The sequence below is a fragment of the Gaoshiqia sp. US2 genome (assembly GCF_059705485.1).
Genome location: NZ_AP048550.1, coordinates 2332834 through 2351089, shown reverse-complemented (window position 1 = coordinate 2351089; position 18256 = coordinate 2332834). Strand labels below are relative to the sequence as shown.

Sequence of the window (18256 nt, the reverse complement as noted above, 5' to 3'; positions counted from 1 at the left end):
CTTATTCTTCAAAATAGCCACTTTCGGAGTTGTATGCCTTCCGGTAATATCCGCCATAGCGGTAGGCATAACTTCCATATACCTGGGGATTCACGTCGTTGATGACAATTCCCACATTTGCCATGCCGTTCTTTTCGACAATCTGGTTGAGCAGATCGATCAAATTCCGGTCGCTGTACCTTTGCCGTACCACAAACAGGTTGATGGTCGTGTACTTTTTCACGATAGCCGCATCGGTCACCAGGGTAATCGGTGAATTATCGATAATAACGGTGTCGTATCGCCCTTTCAGTTCTCCGATCAGCTTTCCAAACTCTTCAGTTCCGAGCAGTTCGGCCGGATTGGGAGAAATCAGCCCGGACGAAATAAAATCCAGATTGGGGATTTTTGTTTTCTTGATGATTTCATCTATCGTGTGGTTGCCAATCAGGTAGGTACTCAACCCTTCCTTATTATTTAAGCCTAAATGATTGTGCAATGTTGGTTTGCGCATATCCGCCCCGACCAGGATGATTTTTTTATTGTTCATGGCCATAATGGCCGCCAGATTGACCGCTATAAACGTTTTCCCCTCTCCCGGCACCAACGAATGAACCCCGATCACATTACCATCGCTTTTATGATTCATATAGTCGAGGCTGGTCCGGAGTTTCCTGACCGATTCGGCCAATACCGACCGGGGATGTTCCGCCACCGGAATGTTCTCCTTAAACGGATTGTGCATAATATCGGCCACGATGGGGATCGAGGTTAACTTCTTCAGGTCGTCGCGGTTGTGGATGGTCTCGTCGAAATAATCGCGTACCACAATGATCACGAGCGGTATAATCAGTCCCAGGAACAATCCCAGCATCAGGTTAAGCATTTTCCGCGGGCCTTTCCGTTTCATCGTGGCTTCTCTGGCCGGATCCAGGATATTCACATCGGGAATATTGGAGGCTTTTGTTATTTCGGCTTCAGCCCGCTTTTGCAACAGGAAGGTGTACAGTTCGTTGTTCAGATCGTACATGCGTTTGATGTTAATCAGGTCCTGTTCGGTCTTCGGATAATCCTGCAATTGCCTGTTTACCTCATCAATTTCCCGCTTCATAACCTCCAGTTCCTGTTTGGTATTAAAAACCAGGTTGTTCAGGTTCTCATTCAGGCTTTTACGGGTATATTCCAGTTCGCGGTCGATCACCTGGATCCCTGGATTCTTCTCGTGAAGGCTATACGATAACGCTTCCTTTTTACTGTACAGCTCGCTCAGGCGAACAACCAGGTTATTCAGCCCGGGATCGGTAATACCGACAACCGACGGAAAAACCATTTCTTTTATCTTATCTGCATGGTTCATGTAGTTTTTCAGGTTCTCGTAATACTCGAGCTGCATTTCGGCAAGCGACCTTTTCGAATCCAATTCCACTAACTTGGTGACAACAAGCGAAGCTTTCTGCCCCAGGTCAAACACCTTTTTGTCGGCCCGGTAATTCGAGAAGTGGTCTCCGGTGGTTTTCAGGGTGTCAACAATCGCCAGTAACTGCTGATCGATGAAATGAATGGTATTTTCGGATATTTGGTTCTTTTCTTTCAGTCCGTAACGAATGTACACATCGGCCAATTCGTTTAAAAAACTAATCTCTTTTTTAGGATTATTTCCAATCACCTGCAAGTTGATCAGATCGGCATTTTTACTCACCCGGGTTATTTCTACTTTTTGCATGTAGTTTAAAGCCAGGTCATCCAGTTTATTGACCACAAAATAATAGTCCCCGTCGGCAGGAATCCCAAATTTTTTGAGTGTAAACGAGAAGTAGTAGTTTTCAAATTTCTTTCCGTACTCTGCCTGCTCTTCAAAATCAACCTGAAATACCTCGCCGTCAATGGTCACTTCCGAATTTACCTTTATCAAAAAACGGACAGAGTCGACCGGGCTGATGTATACCGGAACATCCTTCAGGTTCATCGCCCCCGGTTCAAGCGCCAGTTCGTAAGGCTCTTTGCCATACAGGTTCTCTTCTGAAAACAGTTTATCCCGGTACCAGAAAACATGCCAGCCCAGGTTTTCAACCACTTGCCGGTTGATGGTAAACGACGACAGGATCCCGATATGGTTATCGAGCTTCACATCCGATTTCATCTGAAAATTATCAAATAAATTATCCAGGCTGATCCCGTCCATTTTTTTCTCTTTTACCAGAAGCTGACTGTTCACAACAAAACTGGCCGGGGTATATTTGTTGTAAATGAAGGCCGTTATGAGCCCGATAAGGGCTGCTCCGACAAACCAATGCCAGTAATGAAGCAGTTTAAACAAAAATTCTTTCAGGTTGATTGTCTCTTCTTCATTCCTGGCCAGCAATTTTAACAATTCATCATTATGATCCATCTCTCGTGTATAATTTTGCTTATTCTACTTGTTTTAAAAGGTCATATCAAGATCAAACGATCCGGATATGAGATGCCGAAATACGTTCGGCATGAGGCTCTTCAAAAGATTGTTGCTATGATATCGGGAAACCAACCTCGCTATTCTCCAATGTATTTTAAAATGACAATAAAGGTGGAAACCGTTGATAACATCAAGGCATATAAGGACGCATTCAAGCGGGTGTTTTTGTACTTGTCGGGTTTCACGTAAACCACATCGTTCGGTTGCAGGTAATAAGCCTGGGAAGTCAGCAGTGATTTATCGGTCAGATCGACCGGGATGGAATACGAACGCCGGTCGTCTGTTTCGCGGATAATGATGACTTTCCTGAGGCTTGAATAGTCGGTTGTACCATTGGCCTGACTGATCGCTTCCAAAAGGGTACAGGAGTTATGGTAACTGTAATAAACACCGGGGTTTGTCACCTCACCCATAACCGTGAACTTATAACTGAGTAATTTAACCGTCACCGTCGCCTCTTTAAAATATTCATTCACCCGCTCTACCAACAAATCTTTGGCCTGGCTCAGTGTTTTTCCTTTCAAAAATATTTCACCGATAATGGGCATTTCGATGTTGCCGTCTTCATCCACCTGGTAACCGCTCAAATACTGGGCGCTCAGCGTCCCGTACTGCTGGGTAACGCCCGCTGCATAACCGGTACCGGCCGACGGGTTGAAGAGCTGATTCACCTCCGGGTTTAGCGAAGTCACCTGAATATACAGGTTATCGTTGGTGCGCAACCGATACTCGTTGGTCGAAAACGGGACCCCGCGCAACACCTCGCCCCGGGGAAGGTTCTGTAAATACATCAATTCTTTATTGGATTTGCACGAAAAAAGCAGCATCATCGACAACAGAGCGAATACGGCTTTCTGAACATTGTTTTTCATCTGTTTTCTGTATTTATGTTTCTAATAAATTTTTATCAGTGCTACGCGGTAACCTCGTCGTATTTGCTGTATTTCGAATTTTGGGAGATAAACTCCGGCACCAGGGCCTTCATTCGGATCACCAGGCCGGCTTCCGATTCATTCCGTATCGCGCCAAGCAATTCGTCAATCATCAAATTCACCACACCAAAGTTGTGTTCCCTGACTTGCGCCACCTTAATTTTAGGGTGATGCGTCGGGACGGTATTTTCTTCGTCGGCCAACAATTCTTCATACAATTTTTCTCCCGGCCTCAGCCCTGTAAAAAGGATCGGAATATCTTCCACCGGTTTCAGTCCGGCCAGGGAAATCATCTTTACGGCCAGATCGTAAATTTTGACGGGCTCGCCCATATCGAACACGTAAATTTCACCTCCATGTCCCATGAATCCGGCTTCGAGCACCAACTGACAGGCTTCGGGAATCGTCATAAAATAGCGGATAATATCGGGGTGTGTCACGGTTACCGGCCCTCCGTCTTCAATTTGCTTGCGGAACAGGGGCACGACCGATCCATTTGAACCCAACACATTTCCAAACCGGGTGGTAATAAACTGGGTACTTTTATGCCGGGTCTGGGTTAATGCCTGGATGTAGATCTCACAAATCCGCTTCGAGGCTCCCATTACATTGGTTGGGTTCACCGCTTTATCAGTCGAAATCATGACGAATTTCTTCACCCCAAACTTCACGGATAAGTCAGCCAGCAACCTGGTACCTCCCACGTTTACCCGGATGGCTTCATAGGGTGATTCTTCCATCAGCGGAACGTGTTTGTAGGCCGCCGCATTAAACACGTATTGCGGCCGGTATTTTTCAAACAGACATTGCATCCGGTACAGATCGGTAATGCTTGCCACCACAACGCTGAACCTGTCTGAAGAAAACCGTTTCAGCAAATCATTTTGCAAATCGTAAAGGGGCGATTCCGCCTGATCGACAAAAACTGCGTGATCGACATCAAAAGCCATCAACTGGCGGGCTATTTCAGAGCCGATTGATCCGGCGGCCCCGGTTACCAAAACAACGGCGCCCCGCAGCCCGTCGGCCACCTGACTCTGGTTCAGCCAAATCGGGTCGCGTCCCAATAAATCTTCGATATTAGGTTCGCGTAATTGACGGGAATTAAACCGCCCGTCAATCCAGTCTTTTACCGGCGGAATCTCGCGTACCCGCACCCCATGCTTCATACAGCAGTCGAACAGGGCTTTCTTACGCTCCAATGTGATCTTGTGAGGGGTAACGGCCAATATCAGCTCTTTCACCTCTTTATTTCGGACTACTTTCCCGAAAGCGTCTTCTTCCGAGTAGATTGGTTTTCCGGCCAGGCGCTTCCCGACTAATGTTTTGTTGTCGTCAATAAATCCGACTACGTTTATCTTTGAAACCCGGTCGTTCTCAATCACTCCCAGCGTAATCTGGCCCATGCTTCCCGCACCGAAAATCAATACCGGTTTTAAGTGATCGCGCTGATCCATAAAAGCGTGGTAAACCACCCTGATTGATAATCTCGACCCCATGAGCAAAACCGTGGATAGGGCTGTATGGATGACCAATACTGAACCCGACAGGCTCCATGCTTTCGGCATTCCCATGAACCGACTCATCACCGCGAGCAGGATTAAGGCCATCATAGCCAGGCTGATGGTGGTAAATAAACGAACAGCGTCTTCGATAGACGAATGCCGGATAATTCCCCTGTACGAGCCGCTCCACAAAAAAGCCATCAAATACACCGGTGATACCACCACCAGGGCCTGTATAAAAACCTGTCCAAACTCAATCTGGTTGAAATCAAAATTGTAGCGTAACAGATACGCCAGAGGAAATCCGGTAACGATAATGCCCATGTCTGCCACCAGGATTAGTTTCCTGGGCAGATTATACCTTTTTAATCTACTAATTATCAAGCTGATCATAGTTATTAAAATTTTACCGCATGGATAATTCGGGTTTGTCGGGCAAGACTTTCCTTGCCAAAACGTATGATTTAGAGCAGATCGTCGGACCCCAGCGGAGAATAGGGGCCTTCTTTCACTTCAAAAATGACCGTCCCCGGGGCAATCACCTCCAACGAGTGCCACTGACCCGCGGGGATATGGATGCCAAAGCATCCTTGATCCGGATTTATAACGGCCGACTCCAGTTCCGTCCCTTTCTCGTCGTAGAAAATCGCCCGGATGCAGCCCCGGATTAAAATATAGGTTTCGTCGGTATGCCGGTGGCGATGAACAGGAATCACCGTGCCCGGCTCCAGCGCGTTTAACAGACGCTGAACAGGCGCATCAGCCGAGTGATGAAAGTTATGGTTCATCCGAAGCCGCGGGCTCTCTTTGGCCCGGTCTGATATGCTATTCAAAAGCGAAGATTCAATCAGTTGCATGTTCATTCTACTTTGACACATTTGAAAAATCTGTGATGCCTGTCGTTCGGCTGCGGCCTACGGCGATTTTGAACCCGGAAAACAAGGGAAGGGAATCCGGGGCAGGGACTGGTAAGCGGCCCTGTTTGAGGAGGAACGACGAGTTGGGCCGTGTGGCATTCACAAACCGTAGTTTTCCTTCAAAATCACCGTCAGCCTTGACTTTTTTTGTTTACTTTTTTGTGTCAAGACAAAAAAGTAAATCCTGTCCGGAAGGACATAAGCAGCCATACTTTCTTCAGAATAGCTGTCCTCAGGCCGGACGGGCCCTTCCTTTTCCTAATTCAGATTAATCGGGATCAGGATGACAGATCCTGCCCGACGCGGGCATGGAGATAAAAGAATTTATTTATAAAGACCATATAGATCATCGCCAGCAACAACACGGTTCCGAGCGCATAATGCCACCGGAAAGGGGGCGGGATCATCAAAAAAATACAATTAATAACAAGCTGTAAGCCCATGTAAACGCCTGCAACCCGCACATGAGGAATGCTTAACTCGTTCGCCATAATCTGATAGGCATGTTTACGATGCGCTTCAAATATATTTTCTTTTAAAATGAGACGGTGAATGATGGTCGCGACGCTATCAACCCCGTAAACAGCAAGAAAAATGATATACGTCACATCGGCGGTTTCCCGGATAAGCATTCCGGTGAAAAACAACACCAGAAAAGCCAGGCTTACCGACCCCACATCGCCGGCAAAACAAAGCGCTTTCTTTCTGAAATTAAATACGTTAAACACCAAAACGGCGAGTGTTACCGTATTTAGCAAAGCCGGATCGGCAAAGCGGATATGTTGTTCGTTGAGCCAGATTAGTGTCAACAGTAGGGTCAAACTGTAACCTCCTGTCATCCCGTTAATCCCATCCATGAAATTATAGGCATTGATGATCCCTACACAAAATACCAGAGCCGCAAGCAGTAGCCACCAAGGGAATCCCTGAAATATCGCCCATTCGGCAAACAGCATCAAAATGGCCGTAAAATGAACCAATAAGCGAAGTCGGTTCGCTACCGGACGAATATCGTCGGCCAGACTAATTACGGCAATCAGGCTTGTTCCAACCAACAGCCACGGATAAGAGAATCCAAACCAAAGGCTGTAGATCAGAACAGCGAAGTAAAAAACAATTCCACCGCCACGCCGGGTGATCCGGCTGTGCGAACTCCGCTGGTTGGGCTGATCAATTATGTGAAACCGATCGGCAATCCGGAACCAGATCAGCTCGACCGCCAGCAGTATGAAGGCAAACAGGAGGTATATCATGATGAGTATTAAGTAGTAAGTAGCTGATCCTGATTCTCCTTTCACGAGCGTCAGTATGGTCGAAAATAGTCATTCGAAAATAAGAACCCCGTAGGTGGCGGCACCTGATAGAATGATCAATTTGTCCTTTTCTTTAACCAACTTACCAAACGCCGGTTTTCTCCTCCTTTTCGTTCAAACTAAGGAGTTGTTTGAGGTAAATTTGAGACTTTAGGAAGCCTATCTTTTATTGTCGTTAATTTTTTCCGGATCCTGCCGTGAATCAAAAAGGTCGGTTATTAAAATGTCGTTATCAATTATCCGGTAAACAAGCTTATAGTTGCCCACAACCAGATACCTGTGCCCCTCATCCAAATGTTCCAGTGAAAGCTCAACTTGACCGGAAAGGGGATATCTTATCAATTGTTTCGTTGATCTAAAAATTTTAGCTGTGAGTTTTCGGGAAATATTTTCCCCGGCAACTTCTTTATAATAAGTAATAATTTCTTTTAAATTATCTGAAGCGAAGTCAGACCATATGATCCGCTTTATTTTAACCATTTGTCCGAATCAATCTCAAGCTGTTCCTGGGTTTTGAACCTTCCGGCAAAATAGTCTTCGTTCGCTGTTTTAGCTCTTTCAACCAATTGTTTTTGAGAAAATGGTTTCAGGGCAATTCCCTGTTTCCGGCTTTTTAATATCACAGCTTCTATCTCATTAAATAGCTTTTCGTCCTGGAGTTTGATCAGATATTCAATAGCTTTCAATTTTCTGGTTTGTAAATCCATGTTTTCTATTTTTTACAAATTTACAATTCAAAAAGGAAACCATCATCGTATTCTTCTTTTATTGGTCTATTAATATCACATCCTCAGTTAGCAAGGTAGTAGTAAGTAGTAAGTAGTAAGTAGTAAGTAGTAAGTAGCGAGTGGCAAATCCTAACGCTCCTGAACGGAGACTCAGGATGATAGAAAATAGTCATTCACAAGATAAGAACCCCGTAGGTGGCGACACCTGATAAAATGATTAATTTGTCCTTTTCTTTAACCAACTTACCAAACGCCGGTTTTCTCCTTCTTTTTAAGTAGGAGTACCCGCGAAGCGCGGGAGGTGGTTATCGTTCTTTGAAGCTTCTCAGCGTTTCTGTCAGGCCATCGCGGGCGGGCACAGGCATCTTTGTTATACCCAGCGCTTGCCTGATGCGGGCATTGCTCACCACATAGTTTTCGGTGAGCTTATGCAGGCGTGCGGGATTTAACAGAAGATGCAACCACCCTCCCACTCTCGCCAAACCGCCAACCATCCATTTGGGCAAATGCCAGATCTTTGCCTTCTGCCCTCGCGATTGAGCGATTAGTCTGATTAGTTCGTTGGTCGAAAGCGGTTCGTCATCAGCCACCTGGTAAACACCTGCCGGGATGGGTTCGTTCACCAACCGGCCGATCACGTAGGCCAGGTTGCCCACCGACAGAAACGAACGTTCATTGGCATACACGCCCAAAGGCCAAGGGAGGTTCATACTCACCAGTTGGTATAGCAAGTTTAAATTGCCCTTGTTACCCGGTCCATGAATCATGCAGGGCCGAAGAATATACACCGATTGATCTGAATTCTGATTGGGCCAATGCTCCCGGATATATTGTTCTGCCAGCAGCTTGCTTTCGCCGTAAGGGCCAACAGGAGCAGGTGCGGCTTCTTCGGTTAAAACAGGCCCCTTTACTGAATCGGCAACAGCCTTCACCGAACTGAAAAAAATAAACTTCTTTGCCGACGAAGCCCGGAAATAATCATAAATTTTCCGGGTCAAGCCGGTATTGACGTCAAAGTACACCTGCGATTCAGACTCATTTTTTGTATCATGAGCTTTACCAGCCAGGTGAATGACCACATCCACGGCTGGTAAAGCATCATTTTCAAGGTTAGCCCATCCAACTGTTTTTATGACGCCCTCTTTTTCGGGAGCAACAAGATCGAGTCCGTAAAGGGTATGTTCTGTCATCAGGGCTTTGGTCAGGTTTGTACCAACAAAGCCGTGAATACCGGTGATTAGGATGTTCATAAATGAGTAGTGGGTTTGATCTATTCCAGGGGTCCGATTTGTTATTGAGGATGAAATGGTCTGACTGCCAAGTGATTGCCTTTCCAACGAGCATCGGGGAAGGCAATCGGCGCCGTTGCAGGCGGATCCCTTCTTGCTATAAATTCAGTCCAACCTTTTCTGATAAAACTGACCGGCAATTCCCCGTAATTTGCTTTAACATTTCATTTTTTTCAAAAAGGATGTTGATCCCTTCAATCCGTTCAACAATAGATGATTGTCTGATCTCCTCAAACCTCACTGGCAACACGGCGAATGATATTTATCTCAACAGCAGAAAGTCTCATAGACTTATTTTTGTAAGTAAAATTATCAAATAGTCGTGTGAGTTACAAATCTTATTCACCGACTGAGCCGCCGGGGATGCTTGTATTTTAAAGTTCGTTATAAAAGCCCTTCCACTAAAATATCTTCATCCAAATCTTTCCAATGGATTCCTTCACCGTCACCAATAAGCCTCCAGTTGTTTCTTTGCTCAGGTGTTGCATCACGTAATGAAGGAAACCAATTTATTGGAACTGAAAGTTCCCTTCCATCGTCCAAAACGAGGTACATCTTTATTTCGTCGAACCAAATATTTACGGCATTAGTTGATTTAGTAATGTGTAAAACGCTCATCCCATTTTGTTTTAAAAAGTTCAATATTTTCCAAAATAATCTTTCTAATTTCGCTTAGTTCACTTGCGTTAAACCTTTTTGACTTTACCAGTTCTGCATTCTCTAAAAGGAACTTTGCAGTACTTCTTCCTTTTTCAACATGAATATGCGGAGGATGATGGTCGTTTATATAAAAGAAGAACCTATATCCCCTTATTTGTAATATTGTTGGCATATTTTTTTATTCAAAGGTAATGAATTTTTCTTCCCGGAATAAGTCATACCATGTCTTTGAGGGATAGTTTGAGAAACCAAGCGGATGGCGGATTTGCCAATGGTTCCGTAGGAACCTGATATGGGTAGGATGAAATTTTGTTGTACACCCTTCTTTTATTGGTCTATTCGATTAAAATTTATTAATGTTCCTGCGTGCCTTGATTCTATTCAGTCCCTCCAACGCTCTAAAAACACGAAGGATTGTGTCAATGGTTACATTTTTAGCATTTCTCTCAATCCTGGAAATTTGTGACTTTCGCACTCCGATCATTTCACTAAGCTCAGATTGTGTAAGATTTCGCTCTTTGCATGCTTGCCTTATCATTCTTCCTAACAAATCAAGCTGCAACTCGTATTCATCTTTGTCGCTTTTCTCTGGATCAACCGTTCCAAGATGCTCATCCTTAACCTCACACAAAGTAAAAGTCCTAAGTCTCCCAAGCCTTTCCATGAGGTCCATTGATTATATTTCAGGCAAAACTACAATTTCATGTGTATCAATTTTCAATTTTAGTTTCTTAACTTCAGTTTTTCAATTAAATTCTCAACTGCATGGAATACCGGTGATTAGGATGTTCATAAATGAGTAGTGGGTTACGGTGCTGTCGGGGCCTGTTTTGTTATTGAGAATGAGGCAATCCGCAATCTGGATATTCCACATCCCATACTACCCGGTAACATCCGGATAAATATGTATTGCAGGCTCACGTGTTCGTTTAATTAAACTGACTGTTTCCTGAATATTCTTTTCCGAAGATGCTCCAAATACGACTGACTGAAGGTTTAAGGCATTGATAAAATCATAAGCTTCGGTAGCACGAACAGCGCCTGATGCCAGGGTAGACATCGCCATTAACTGGTACCTTGAAGCATCGTTATTCTGAATCGTATCGACGTAAGACGGAATGTCAGGCGACATTAAATAACCAATTTTATTAATGGAACTGCATATTACAACCTCATCAATACCCCATTCTTCAAGTTTTTCTTTTAAATAAGGTAGATTTTGAGTGATGAGTCCCGGCAAGGCATGGTACTTTTTACGAACATGGCTGCAATACTCATAAAAAACCTCCTTTACTCCGTAGCCCAATAAGAGATCCACAATAATGTTCTGCAGAAAAATAACTTTGATGTTCAACCCTTTGAATATTTTAACTTCCAGGTCAACAAGCATTTTCATTAGTTCTATGGCATCTTTATTAAAAACCGCCAAACCACCTTTGGCCACCATGCCCAATACTCCAATAGCTGAATTATTTTTAAATAAAATATCGTTTATTGCCGGGAATATTCCTTTCTCATTAACCATGTTGGCATATTTGTGCGGGTATGGAATAGAAGGGTACCAATTCAGATCTTTGTACTTTGATTTATTATCGCGGAAATAATCACATATTTCTTTGGCCCGGTCATTGCTGTTTAACATGACTGCATTGATTCCATACTTAATAGCAAGGTCGTAAATTTTGAAGATATTTTCTGTTTGAAAAAACTTTTCAGCCAACTGCTGTGCTTTTTCCTGCGACATGTGGTTAATGCCAAAAAACTGGTTATCTCCAAAAATAATTTGATCTATTTTTTCCATGTCAGGCCGTAGTTAAATGAGGTGTGGCATTTTCAAACAATTCATGTATCACTTTTTGAGTATGGTAGCCGTCCGAAAACGTACAGACTTTTTCTGGTGTCGTGCCTAAAATGCTATCGGCAAAGTGATATAACTGACGGGTAAATTCGTTTCCTCTGACATAAAAAGGAACAGGTGTAAAAATATCCGTGATATAAACACTATTCCATCCTTTTTTATAGCCGTTTTCTTTATCATCATTATTCAGAAATACTTTTAACCCGTGCTGATCAGCCAGTATTTTCCCTTTTTCTCCGAATATTTCCAACTTGTTGGCTGGTTTTCGAAAACTGGTATCGCACCAGTTCACGTACAACGTCCCGGAACATCCGTTTTTGTAGATAAAAGTAGATGAAACGATATCTTCCACATGTTTTGAGTAAAGTTGGTTCATGCTGGTTCCTGTAATTTGATCTGGAGGCCCAAAAAGATAGTCTGCCAGATCAATAGCGTGGGCTGCTATTTCATAAACAGCCCCACCTCCGTTTTCACGAAATGAACGCCAGCTTTCAGTTTCTTCTTTTTTCGTAACCGTACAGCTAAACATTTCCGACTTAAACCGTACTACTTTTCCAACCAAACCGCTTGTGATGTATTTTTTTACCGTCATAAACACATCGTTAAATCTGTTGACATATCCGACCTGGTTGACCAGCCCTTTGGCTTCAAATTTTTCTTTCAGTTCTCTGGCCTGTTCCGCATCTGTTGTAAAAGGTTTTTCCGCAAAAACATGGATCCCATGCTGACAGGCATAACTACAAACTTCAAAATGCAAGTTTGGAGGCGTACATACAATCACTGCATCAGGTTTAGACAAATCAATCAGGTCTTTGTAACCTTTAAACACCTGAACTGCCGGAACATATTTGCCTAATATATCCAGGGTCATTTTCGAAGTATCCGCCACGGATATGACTTCAACCTGGGGATGAGTATTGATGATCGAATAATGGGTAATCCCCATTCTACCCATGCCGATAATTCCAAATTTAATTTTATCCATAGATTTCTATACATTTCTTATATAAATCAACTATTCTTTCCCAGGTGTATCTGCGGGAAGCAATCTCTAACATATCATCTCCCAGTTTTTTTGTATTCGCTGTATTCAGTCTGGTGATGATTTCGATCAATGATTCTGTATCTCTGAAGTAAAATGTTTTTTCTTCGGTAGAAGCCCTGTTCGTAGGTACGTCAAAGCAAATGACCGGAAGTCCCAACGACATGGCTTCAGTAAGAGAGGGCGCCGTGCCACAAAGTGAATGGGTATGTAAATAGAGTTGACAATTACCACGAATCGTATTCAGCTCCTTCAAATCATAAACAGCATCCAATAAGATCATATTCGGGTATTTATTCTCATTTTCTCTTTTGAGTCTCTGACCGTATTCCGATATTTTCCAATTGGAAATGATAACAATATTCCGTTGCGGAATTTTTTTATATGCATCAATCACCAGGTGAATATTCATATCTTCCTGTGCCCTTGATACTGTCAAATCGTAACTTTTTTCAAGGAATGGATACTTTTTGATGCTCATTGTATCTACCGACTCATAAACAGCATGATTCCCACCATATTCTGCCAATACCGGTTCAACCTGATATTTCTGTGTCACATAATCGTATAATACCTGATTATCTGCAATGACTAGATCTGAGGCACGAACACAAACCCATTCAAACCATTTCTTCACAACGACTTCCAGCTTTCCGGTCAGTTTACTTCCCCTAACTTTCTGCCATTCAATTCCACCAATATTGAAAATAATCTTCTTGCCAAACAAAAATTTCAACGGAAATGCCGCAACGCCAGAAAAACCAAGAACGATCAGAACATCATGTTTAATCAGTGAATTGACAATTGACAGGGCATCGTAAATCATCGACTGCCAGCCGTTGGCGTTAAATGGCAAATAGATCAGCTTTGTGTTCAAGTATTCATTTAGTCGCTTATCTTTTGGGGCTTTTGCACAGTAACAATACAGATGATATTCGTTATTAAGGTACCTGGCAAGGTATTCGGTTAATGTTTCAAATCCGCCATAACGTGCGGGTATACCGTTGGTGCCAATTAAGGCCACTTTCTTTTTCATTCTTAATCCAAATAACCTTGATAATAGTTGTTGATATACTCTTTCAACGCCACTCTCCAATCCCGCATCAAGTTGGCCTTTCTGATGCTGAGTTTACGGTTATCCAATCTCTCGCATGGCGGGCGTTCGGCAAAATAAATGTCTTTGAAATAATCACTGGTGACCACATTTATTTTAACCTGATCTGTCAGACCCAGGATTTTCAATAATTCTTCCGTAACTTCCAAGCGGCTTGTTTGTCCGCCGCAAACCATATTATACAGGCCCCAGTATTCTTTTTCAATTAAGTACTTTACATTATTTGCAAAATCGTGCGTATAGGTAGGCGTACCGTCTTTATCATTCACAATGAATAATTCGCGCTTACCATCTTTCAATTGTTTCATCAGCTTCTGGATAAATTTCTTATCCTTTCCCGGACCGGAACCCATCATCCAACCGGCACGACACACCAGGTAGCGTTTGGCATTTTCAATCACGAAACGTTCGCCCATGTATTTCGAGCGCGCATAGACCCCCAGCGGGTTAGGCAGATCCCAATCGTCGTAAAGAGCCTTTTCCCCGTCAAATATCCCGGCAGTGCTGATATACAATAATGGTATATCCAGTTCATTCGAAATATATACCGCGTTCTCAACTGCCAACGTATTTGTCCGGTAAGTTTCATCGGTATTTTGTTCACAAAATTCCAGGTCGGTATAAGCGCCCAGATGGAACAGGTAATCGGGTTTAAACGCCAAAACATCGTTCCTGTAAGCCGCCAATTCTCTGAAATCGAGCAGCGAAAGCCATTCTTCATTTACATCTTTATCGGTACATTTTAACTCATATTCATCTTTAAACCTGGCATAAAAAGCCTCGCCCAGCATGCCTCCGCAGCCGGCAATGTAGATTTTTTGTTTCATATTTCTTTGAGGATTTTGGGATTAGTCCATCCAACCGTTATCTTTTGTCCAGTTTTCTATTGCTGCAAAATCGTTCATTCTAATTCCAGCCCGGATTATTTTTGCTGGATTCCCTGCCACGATACAATTAGATGGCACATCCTTGGTTACAACCGCTCCTGCTCCAACAATTACCTCATCTCCTATTCTAACTCCGGGTAATATAATTGCACCTATTGCAATAAAACAGTTCTTTCCAATGTACGTTTCGGTTAGGTAGGGTTGATTGTTTCCAACTCGTTTACAATGATCGTGGCTTAATATAGTTGAACCTCCGGCAACTAGTGTGTTCGCACCAATATGAATTCCTTTTGGATATAACTTATCAAGTTTTACGCTCCCTTCTATTATTGTAGTAGGAGTAATATCATATCCTTTCAGTCGCAATACAAAGCCTCTGTATCGACGCAAAATTGTTGCAAAAAAAAGGAGTATGGAAAAATAATATGCCCTTTTATCCATTGATTATCAAGTCGTAAATATTTTTCAGTTTTATTGCAGTATTATTAATATCAAGCCTTTTTGAGATTAGATTTGATCTCCCTTGAAAATTTTCATATTCCAAGGATTCTATGACTAACACTGCAAGCTCTTTGGTATCAAAAGATTTTGAGATATAACATCCCAAAACATCTCCAAGTAAATCAACAACATTACCTACCGGAGTTGTTACAATTTTCGTATTACAGGCAAGACACTCCTTCACCGAATTAGGAGATCCTTCAAAATCAGAGGTCAACAAATGAACTGCAGAAATATTCATATAGTATGGTATGTATTTTCTTTCTGTATTAGTTAAAACTAACGGTTCAATATCGGTTCTTCCGTATTCCTCACGAAGTATTTGAATTACCTGATTAAAACGATCAAATCTCTTTTGAGTTCTTCTATTATAGGAATCTAGAAATAAAATATACTTCTTAGACAAATCCAGATTTGTTATCTTATAACACTCTTCTTTTAATAAGGGCCTGAAAAGATTAATATCAACTCCATTAGGAAAATAAATACATTTTCTGTATTTCGAATACTCTTCGCTGTTATTTTTTAAAATTATTCGATCAAATAACAGATTACAAATTGGGAATAATCTTCCTTTCCATTCCCGGTTTGGATCATTCTGAAAAGAAACTACACATTTACTGAAAATCGGATATAAGGTTGCTGCAAAAATTGCAGCGCTAAAAGAATGATGGCAATGAATCAGATCATATTTATTCCGAATAAGATGGATGTGCAACTTGAAATATGAGAAAATATACTCGATGACCCCTTTTTCCCTACTATTGATAAAGAAGACTTTGTTCGTAATACCCAGACTTGTTAACGAATCAATTTGTTCTTTAACAAATATTCCAAAAATGGGATGACGCCTAGTAGGATAGTTGTTTGTTATATGGAGGACTTTCATTTCTATTTATTAAGAAGCTATCATGAAGCATATTTTTCTGCTTAATAGTCCCTTTATTATCACGAGATACTTTATACCTATTGAATACATATAATAAGTATCGATTCCTTTTCGCAACAATATCTTCCTTATCTATTAATACTTCGAGAAAAATAACAATAATAACTACTAATCTCAAATAATATGAAACAATAGTTATATCCAGAATAAAACGGACGAAAAAGAGAAAGAACAGAATAAATTTAATCTTTGTCCCTTTTATCTTTAAGATTTTAGACAATAAGACATAATAAAATGATAAGTAAATTAAGAAACCAAAGACACCTACACTTACAAATATTTCTAAATAGTTATTGTGGGAATAAGTCACTGTAAAGAATTTAAAATTATCTAACCCAACTCCGGTAAAAAAATACTTGCCAATAAGTTCAAATGCCAATTCCGCGAACATATAACGCATCTCCGTACTTCTGTCACCCTCGCTAGTCTTAAAAAAAGATATGAAATCTTGAAAACGAGATAAAAAAGACTCAAACTTTGAAACTACAAAGTCAGCATATAGGGGGATAAACACAATGGTTAAAAATAGCAAGAACAATATTCCATACGAGATATCCTTCTTTTCAGATGGATTTAGAATCCAAGAGATTCCCAATACCGTAAGCACAAATATTCCTCCGATAATACCAGCCCTTGAACCTGCAAATAAGAGGCAAATAAAGCCACTAATCAAAGCAAATGTATATAACCATGAGCCAGTTCCCTTAATTAATCGGAAATAAGATATCGCAACTATGCTCATTAATACCATATTCGAAAATACATTTTCATTTCCGGCTACACCCGAAAATCGAGTTTCAGCGTCAGAAGACATCCAAGCAGGCATAACATGCAATATTACTGATAAATTTATTATTAATCCGGCTGAAAGTCCTGCCAAAAATGCCTTTTCCACACCATATATCTTAACATTATTATAGACAAAAAAAATAACAAGACAAATCACAGCAAGCCTACCAATCATTGTTATAGAATTTTCTCCATCAACTGAAAAAAAACAATGCTGCAAAAGGGAAAATAAAATAAACATAAAATACATTGCAATTCCCTTTGAAATTTCATATTTCCTAATATTCCCTATAAAATAATATCCCGAAAATGATAAAAATAGAAATATACCGGAATACATCAGATAGATCAAGTTATCATTCGCTTGGAAAAACAAAGAAAAAGGAAGGAAAAATGTTATAAATTTCAGAATATTTTTTTTCATCTAATAATTTTACATAGTAGTTTTATTATGAATAGCCTAATCTTGTTCCAATGATTTAGATTATTCAAAACTTCCATTTCTAATCCCTCATAAAAATTAAGATTGAACTCCTTTAGTGAATTTTTGAATAACCGGAGAAACCAGATGTTTAAAGCAATAGAGCCTATACTCTGAAGTTCTGTATACTCTTTAATATATTTCCAGGAGTTATTGATACGTTCAACCTTAATTGAAGAGTTTATTTTCTTTAAACTCGTAAGAGATTTCGGGTTATATCTTTTATATTTAAAAGATACTTCGTCAAGATATCCAATTCTGGGAAAAACTAAAGAAATACGGAACCACATATCAATATCTTCCCCATGTTTAAAACCAGTATTAAAATAACCTACTACATTAAAAACATGTCTATTAATGATCACAGAACAGGGAGTTACAAGCTCAGCTATTGTTCTGTTCTTAAAATCTTTATATGCAACTAAAATATTTTCAATAACCCTATTTTCAAGCTGACTTCCACTGTATCTTATGTTTACTTTTTTATCTGGAAATTCTATAACATAAGGACCACAACACCAAACTATATTTTTATGAGAAACAAGTACTTCCACATAATTTTCAAGTAAATCAGGCATCCACTCATCATCTGCATCAAGAAAAGTAATCCAATCCCCTGTTGATTTTTGTATTCCCAAATTCCGGGCGGCGGCGGGACCGCCATTTTCCTGACGAAAAAGACTGACAGCACTAAAATTATCTTTTACAATCTTATAAGTATTATCTCGTGAACCATCATCAACCACAATTATTTCGTGAGGTTGATAAGTTTGCTTTAAAACAGAATTGATTGCCCCATTGATATATTTTCCCGCATTGTAAGCAGGAATGATAACACTAATTTTAAAAGTGTTCATATT

General features: G+C 41.1%; 19 protein-coding genes. All 19 read right to left on the bottom strand.

The genetic code is table 11. From position 1 onward, the window contains the following. Position 1 precedes the first annotated feature (1 nt). The gene (locus tag AC6H3C_RS09310) at positions 2-2368 is read right to left on the bottom strand and encodes a GumC family protein (RefSeq protein WP_497520497.1); all 2367 of its coding nucleotides are present in this window, start codon (positions 2366-2368) and stop codon (positions 2-4) included. Between the two features lie 140 nt (positions 2369-2508). Further along, on the bottom strand, positions 2509-3303 hold the full coding sequence (locus AC6H3C_RS09305) for a polysaccharide biosynthesis/export family protein (protein ID WP_497520496.1): 795 nt from the start codon (positions 3301-3303) through the stop codon (positions 2509-2511). 41 nt (positions 3304-3344) lie between these two features. Then, the gene (locus tag AC6H3C_RS09300) at positions 3345-5261 is read right to left on the bottom strand and encodes a polysaccharide biosynthesis protein (protein WP_497520495.1); all 1917 of its coding nucleotides are present in this window, start codon (positions 5259-5261) and stop codon (positions 3345-3347) included. Positions 5262-5332: 71 nt separating this feature from the next. Beyond that, on the bottom strand, positions 5333-5725 hold the full coding sequence (locus AC6H3C_RS09295; protein ID WP_497520493.1) for a WbuC family cupin fold metalloprotein: 393 nt from the start codon (positions 5723-5725) through the stop codon (positions 5333-5335). A 338-nt stretch (positions 5726-6063) separates the two neighbouring features. After that, positions 6064-7038 (bottom strand): MraY family glycosyltransferase, encoded by a 975-nt coding sequence (locus tag AC6H3C_RS09290; RefSeq protein ID WP_497520492.1) that lies wholly within the window; start codon positions 7036-7038, stop codon positions 6064-6066. A gap of 219 nt (positions 7039-7257) precedes the next feature. Further along, complete coding sequence (locus tag AC6H3C_RS09285) at positions 7258-7578, bottom strand: type II toxin-antitoxin system RelE/ParE family toxin (RefSeq protein ID WP_497520490.1); 321 nt, start codon at positions 7576-7578, stop codon at positions 7258-7260. Further along, complete coding sequence (locus AC6H3C_RS09280) at positions 7566-7805, bottom strand: hypothetical protein (RefSeq protein ID WP_497520488.1); 240 nt, start codon at positions 7803-7805, stop codon at positions 7566-7568. Before AC6H3C_RS09280 ends, AC6H3C_RS09285 begins: the two co-directional genes overlap by 13 nt. 326 nt (positions 7806-8131) lie before the next feature. Next, a complete protein-coding gene (locus AC6H3C_RS09275; RefSeq protein WP_497520487.1) occupies positions 8132-9076 on the bottom strand; it encodes an NAD-dependent epimerase/dehydratase family protein in 945 nt (314 codons plus the stop codon). Positions 9077-9499: 423 nt separating this feature from the next. Further along, the gene (locus AC6H3C_RS09270) at positions 9500-9733 is read right to left on the bottom strand and encodes a DUF2442 domain-containing protein (protein ID WP_497520486.1); all 234 of its coding nucleotides are present in this window, start codon (positions 9731-9733) and stop codon (positions 9500-9502) included. Then, on the bottom strand, positions 9711-9947 hold the full coding sequence (locus AC6H3C_RS09265; RefSeq protein ID WP_497520484.1) for a DUF4160 domain-containing protein: 237 nt from the start codon (positions 9945-9947) through the stop codon (positions 9711-9713). Before AC6H3C_RS09265 ends, AC6H3C_RS09270 begins: the two co-directional genes overlap by 23 nt. A 171-nt stretch (positions 9948-10118) precedes the next feature. Further along, positions 10119-10448, bottom strand: a complete 330-nt coding sequence (locus AC6H3C_RS09260; RefSeq protein ID WP_497520483.1) for a helix-turn-helix domain-containing protein — start codon at positions 10446-10448, stop codon at positions 10119-10121. A 207-nt stretch (positions 10449-10655) separates the two neighbouring features. Then, positions 10656-11576 carry a hypothetical protein gene (locus tag AC6H3C_RS09255; protein ID WP_497520482.1) on the bottom strand — a complete coding sequence of 307 codons (921 nt, stop codon included), beginning with the start codon at positions 11574-11576 and terminating at the stop codon, positions 10656-10658. 1 nt (position 11577) lies between these two features. Next, positions 11578-12618, bottom strand: a complete 1041-nt coding sequence (locus AC6H3C_RS09250) for a Gfo/Idh/MocA family protein (RefSeq protein ID WP_497520481.1) — start codon at positions 12616-12618, stop codon at positions 11578-11580. Then, complete coding sequence (locus AC6H3C_RS09245; protein WP_497520480.1) at positions 12611-13711, bottom strand: DUF1972 domain-containing protein; 1101 nt, start codon at positions 13709-13711, stop codon at positions 12611-12613. The genes AC6H3C_RS09250 and AC6H3C_RS09245 overlap by 8 nt, the downstream gene beginning before the upstream one ends. A 2-nt stretch (positions 13712-13713) precedes the next feature. Next, on the bottom strand, positions 13714-14616 hold the full coding sequence (locus AC6H3C_RS09240) for an SDR family oxidoreductase (RefSeq protein ID WP_497520479.1): 903 nt from the start codon (positions 14614-14616) through the stop codon (positions 13714-13716). A gap of 21 nt (positions 14617-14637) precedes the next feature. Then, a complete protein-coding gene (locus AC6H3C_RS09235) occupies positions 14638-15117 on the bottom strand; it encodes an acyltransferase (protein WP_497520477.1) in 480 nt (159 codons plus the stop codon). Then, a complete protein-coding gene (locus tag AC6H3C_RS09230; protein WP_497520476.1) occupies positions 15110-16066 on the bottom strand; it encodes a glycosyltransferase family 4 protein in 957 nt (318 codons plus the stop codon). The genes AC6H3C_RS09235 and AC6H3C_RS09230 overlap by 8 nt, the downstream gene beginning before the upstream one ends. Further along, entirely contained in the window at positions 16029-17339 is a 1311-nt protein-coding gene (locus AC6H3C_RS09225) for an O-antigen ligase family protein (protein WP_497520475.1), read from the bottom strand. Before AC6H3C_RS09225 ends, AC6H3C_RS09230 begins: the two co-directional genes overlap by 38 nt. Continuing rightward, complete coding sequence (locus tag AC6H3C_RS09220) at positions 17336-18253, bottom strand: glycosyltransferase family 2 protein (RefSeq protein ID WP_497520474.1); 918 nt, start codon at positions 18251-18253, stop codon at positions 17336-17338. The genes AC6H3C_RS09225 and AC6H3C_RS09220 overlap by 4 nt, the downstream gene beginning before the upstream one ends. Positions 18254-18256 lie beyond the last annotated feature (3 nt).

Coding starts and splice junctions, on each gene's coding strand:
- AC6H3C_RS09220 (WP_497520474.1), bottom strand. CDS start 18,253: ATGAACACTTTTAAAATTAGTGTTATCATTCCTGCTTACAATGCGGGA.
- AC6H3C_RS09265 (WP_497520484.1), bottom strand. CDS start 9,947: ATGCCAACAATATTACAAATAAGGGGATATAGGTTCTTCTTTTATATA.
- AC6H3C_RS09225 (WP_497520475.1), bottom strand. CDS start 17,339: ATGAAAAAAAATATTCTGAAATTTATAACATTTTTCCTTCCTTTTTCT.
- AC6H3C_RS09275 (WP_497520487.1), bottom strand. CDS start 9,076: ATGAACATCCTAATCACCGGTATTCACGGCTTTGTTGGTACAAACCTG.
- AC6H3C_RS09235 (WP_497520477.1), bottom strand. CDS start 15,117: ATGGATAAAAGGGCATATTATTTTTCCATACTCCTTTTTTTTGCAACA.
- AC6H3C_RS09310 (WP_497520497.1), bottom strand. CDS start 2,368: ATGGATCATAATGATGAATTGTTAAAATTGCTGGCCAGGAATGAAGAA.
- AC6H3C_RS09290 (WP_497520492.1), bottom strand. CDS start 7,038: ATGATATACCTCCTGTTTGCCTTCATACTGCTGGCGGTCGAGCTGATC.
- AC6H3C_RS09250 (WP_497520481.1), bottom strand. CDS start 12,618: ATGGATAAAATTAAATTTGGAATTATCGGCATGGGTAGAATGGGGATT.
- AC6H3C_RS09285 (WP_497520490.1), bottom strand. CDS start 7,578: ATGGTTAAAATAAAGCGGATCATATGGTCTGACTTCGCTTCAGATAAT.
- AC6H3C_RS09305 (WP_497520496.1), bottom strand. CDS start 3,303: ATGAAAAACAATGTTCAGAAAGCCGTATTCGCTCTGTTGTCGATGATG.
- AC6H3C_RS09280 (WP_497520488.1), bottom strand. CDS start 7,805: ATGGATTTACAAACCAGAAAATTGAAAGCTATTGAATATCTGATCAAA.
- AC6H3C_RS09230 (WP_497520476.1), bottom strand. CDS start 16,066: ATGAAAGTCCTCCATATAACAAACAACTATCCTACTAGGCGTCATCCC.
- AC6H3C_RS09255 (WP_497520482.1), bottom strand. CDS start 11,576: ATGGAAAAAATAGATCAAATTATTTTTGGAGATAACCAGTTTTTTGGC.
- AC6H3C_RS09270 (WP_497520486.1), bottom strand. CDS start 9,733: ATGAGCGTTTTACACATTACTAAATCAACTAATGCCGTAAATATTTGG.
- AC6H3C_RS09245 (WP_497520480.1), bottom strand. CDS start 13,711: ATGAAAAAGAAAGTGGCCTTAATTGGCACCAACGGTATACCCGCACGT.
- AC6H3C_RS09240 (WP_497520479.1), bottom strand. CDS start 14,616: ATGAAACAAAAAATCTACATTGCCGGCTGCGGAGGCATGCTGGGCGAG.
- AC6H3C_RS09300 (WP_497520495.1), bottom strand. CDS start 5,261: ATGATCAGCTTGATAATTAGTAGATTAAAAAGGTATAATCTGCCCAGG.
- AC6H3C_RS09260 (WP_497520483.1), bottom strand. CDS start 10,448: ATGGACCTCATGGAAAGGCTTGGGAGACTTAGGACTTTTACTTTGTGT.
- AC6H3C_RS09295 (WP_497520493.1), bottom strand. CDS start 5,725: ATGCAACTGATTGAATCTTCGCTTTTGAATAGCATATCAGACCGGGCC.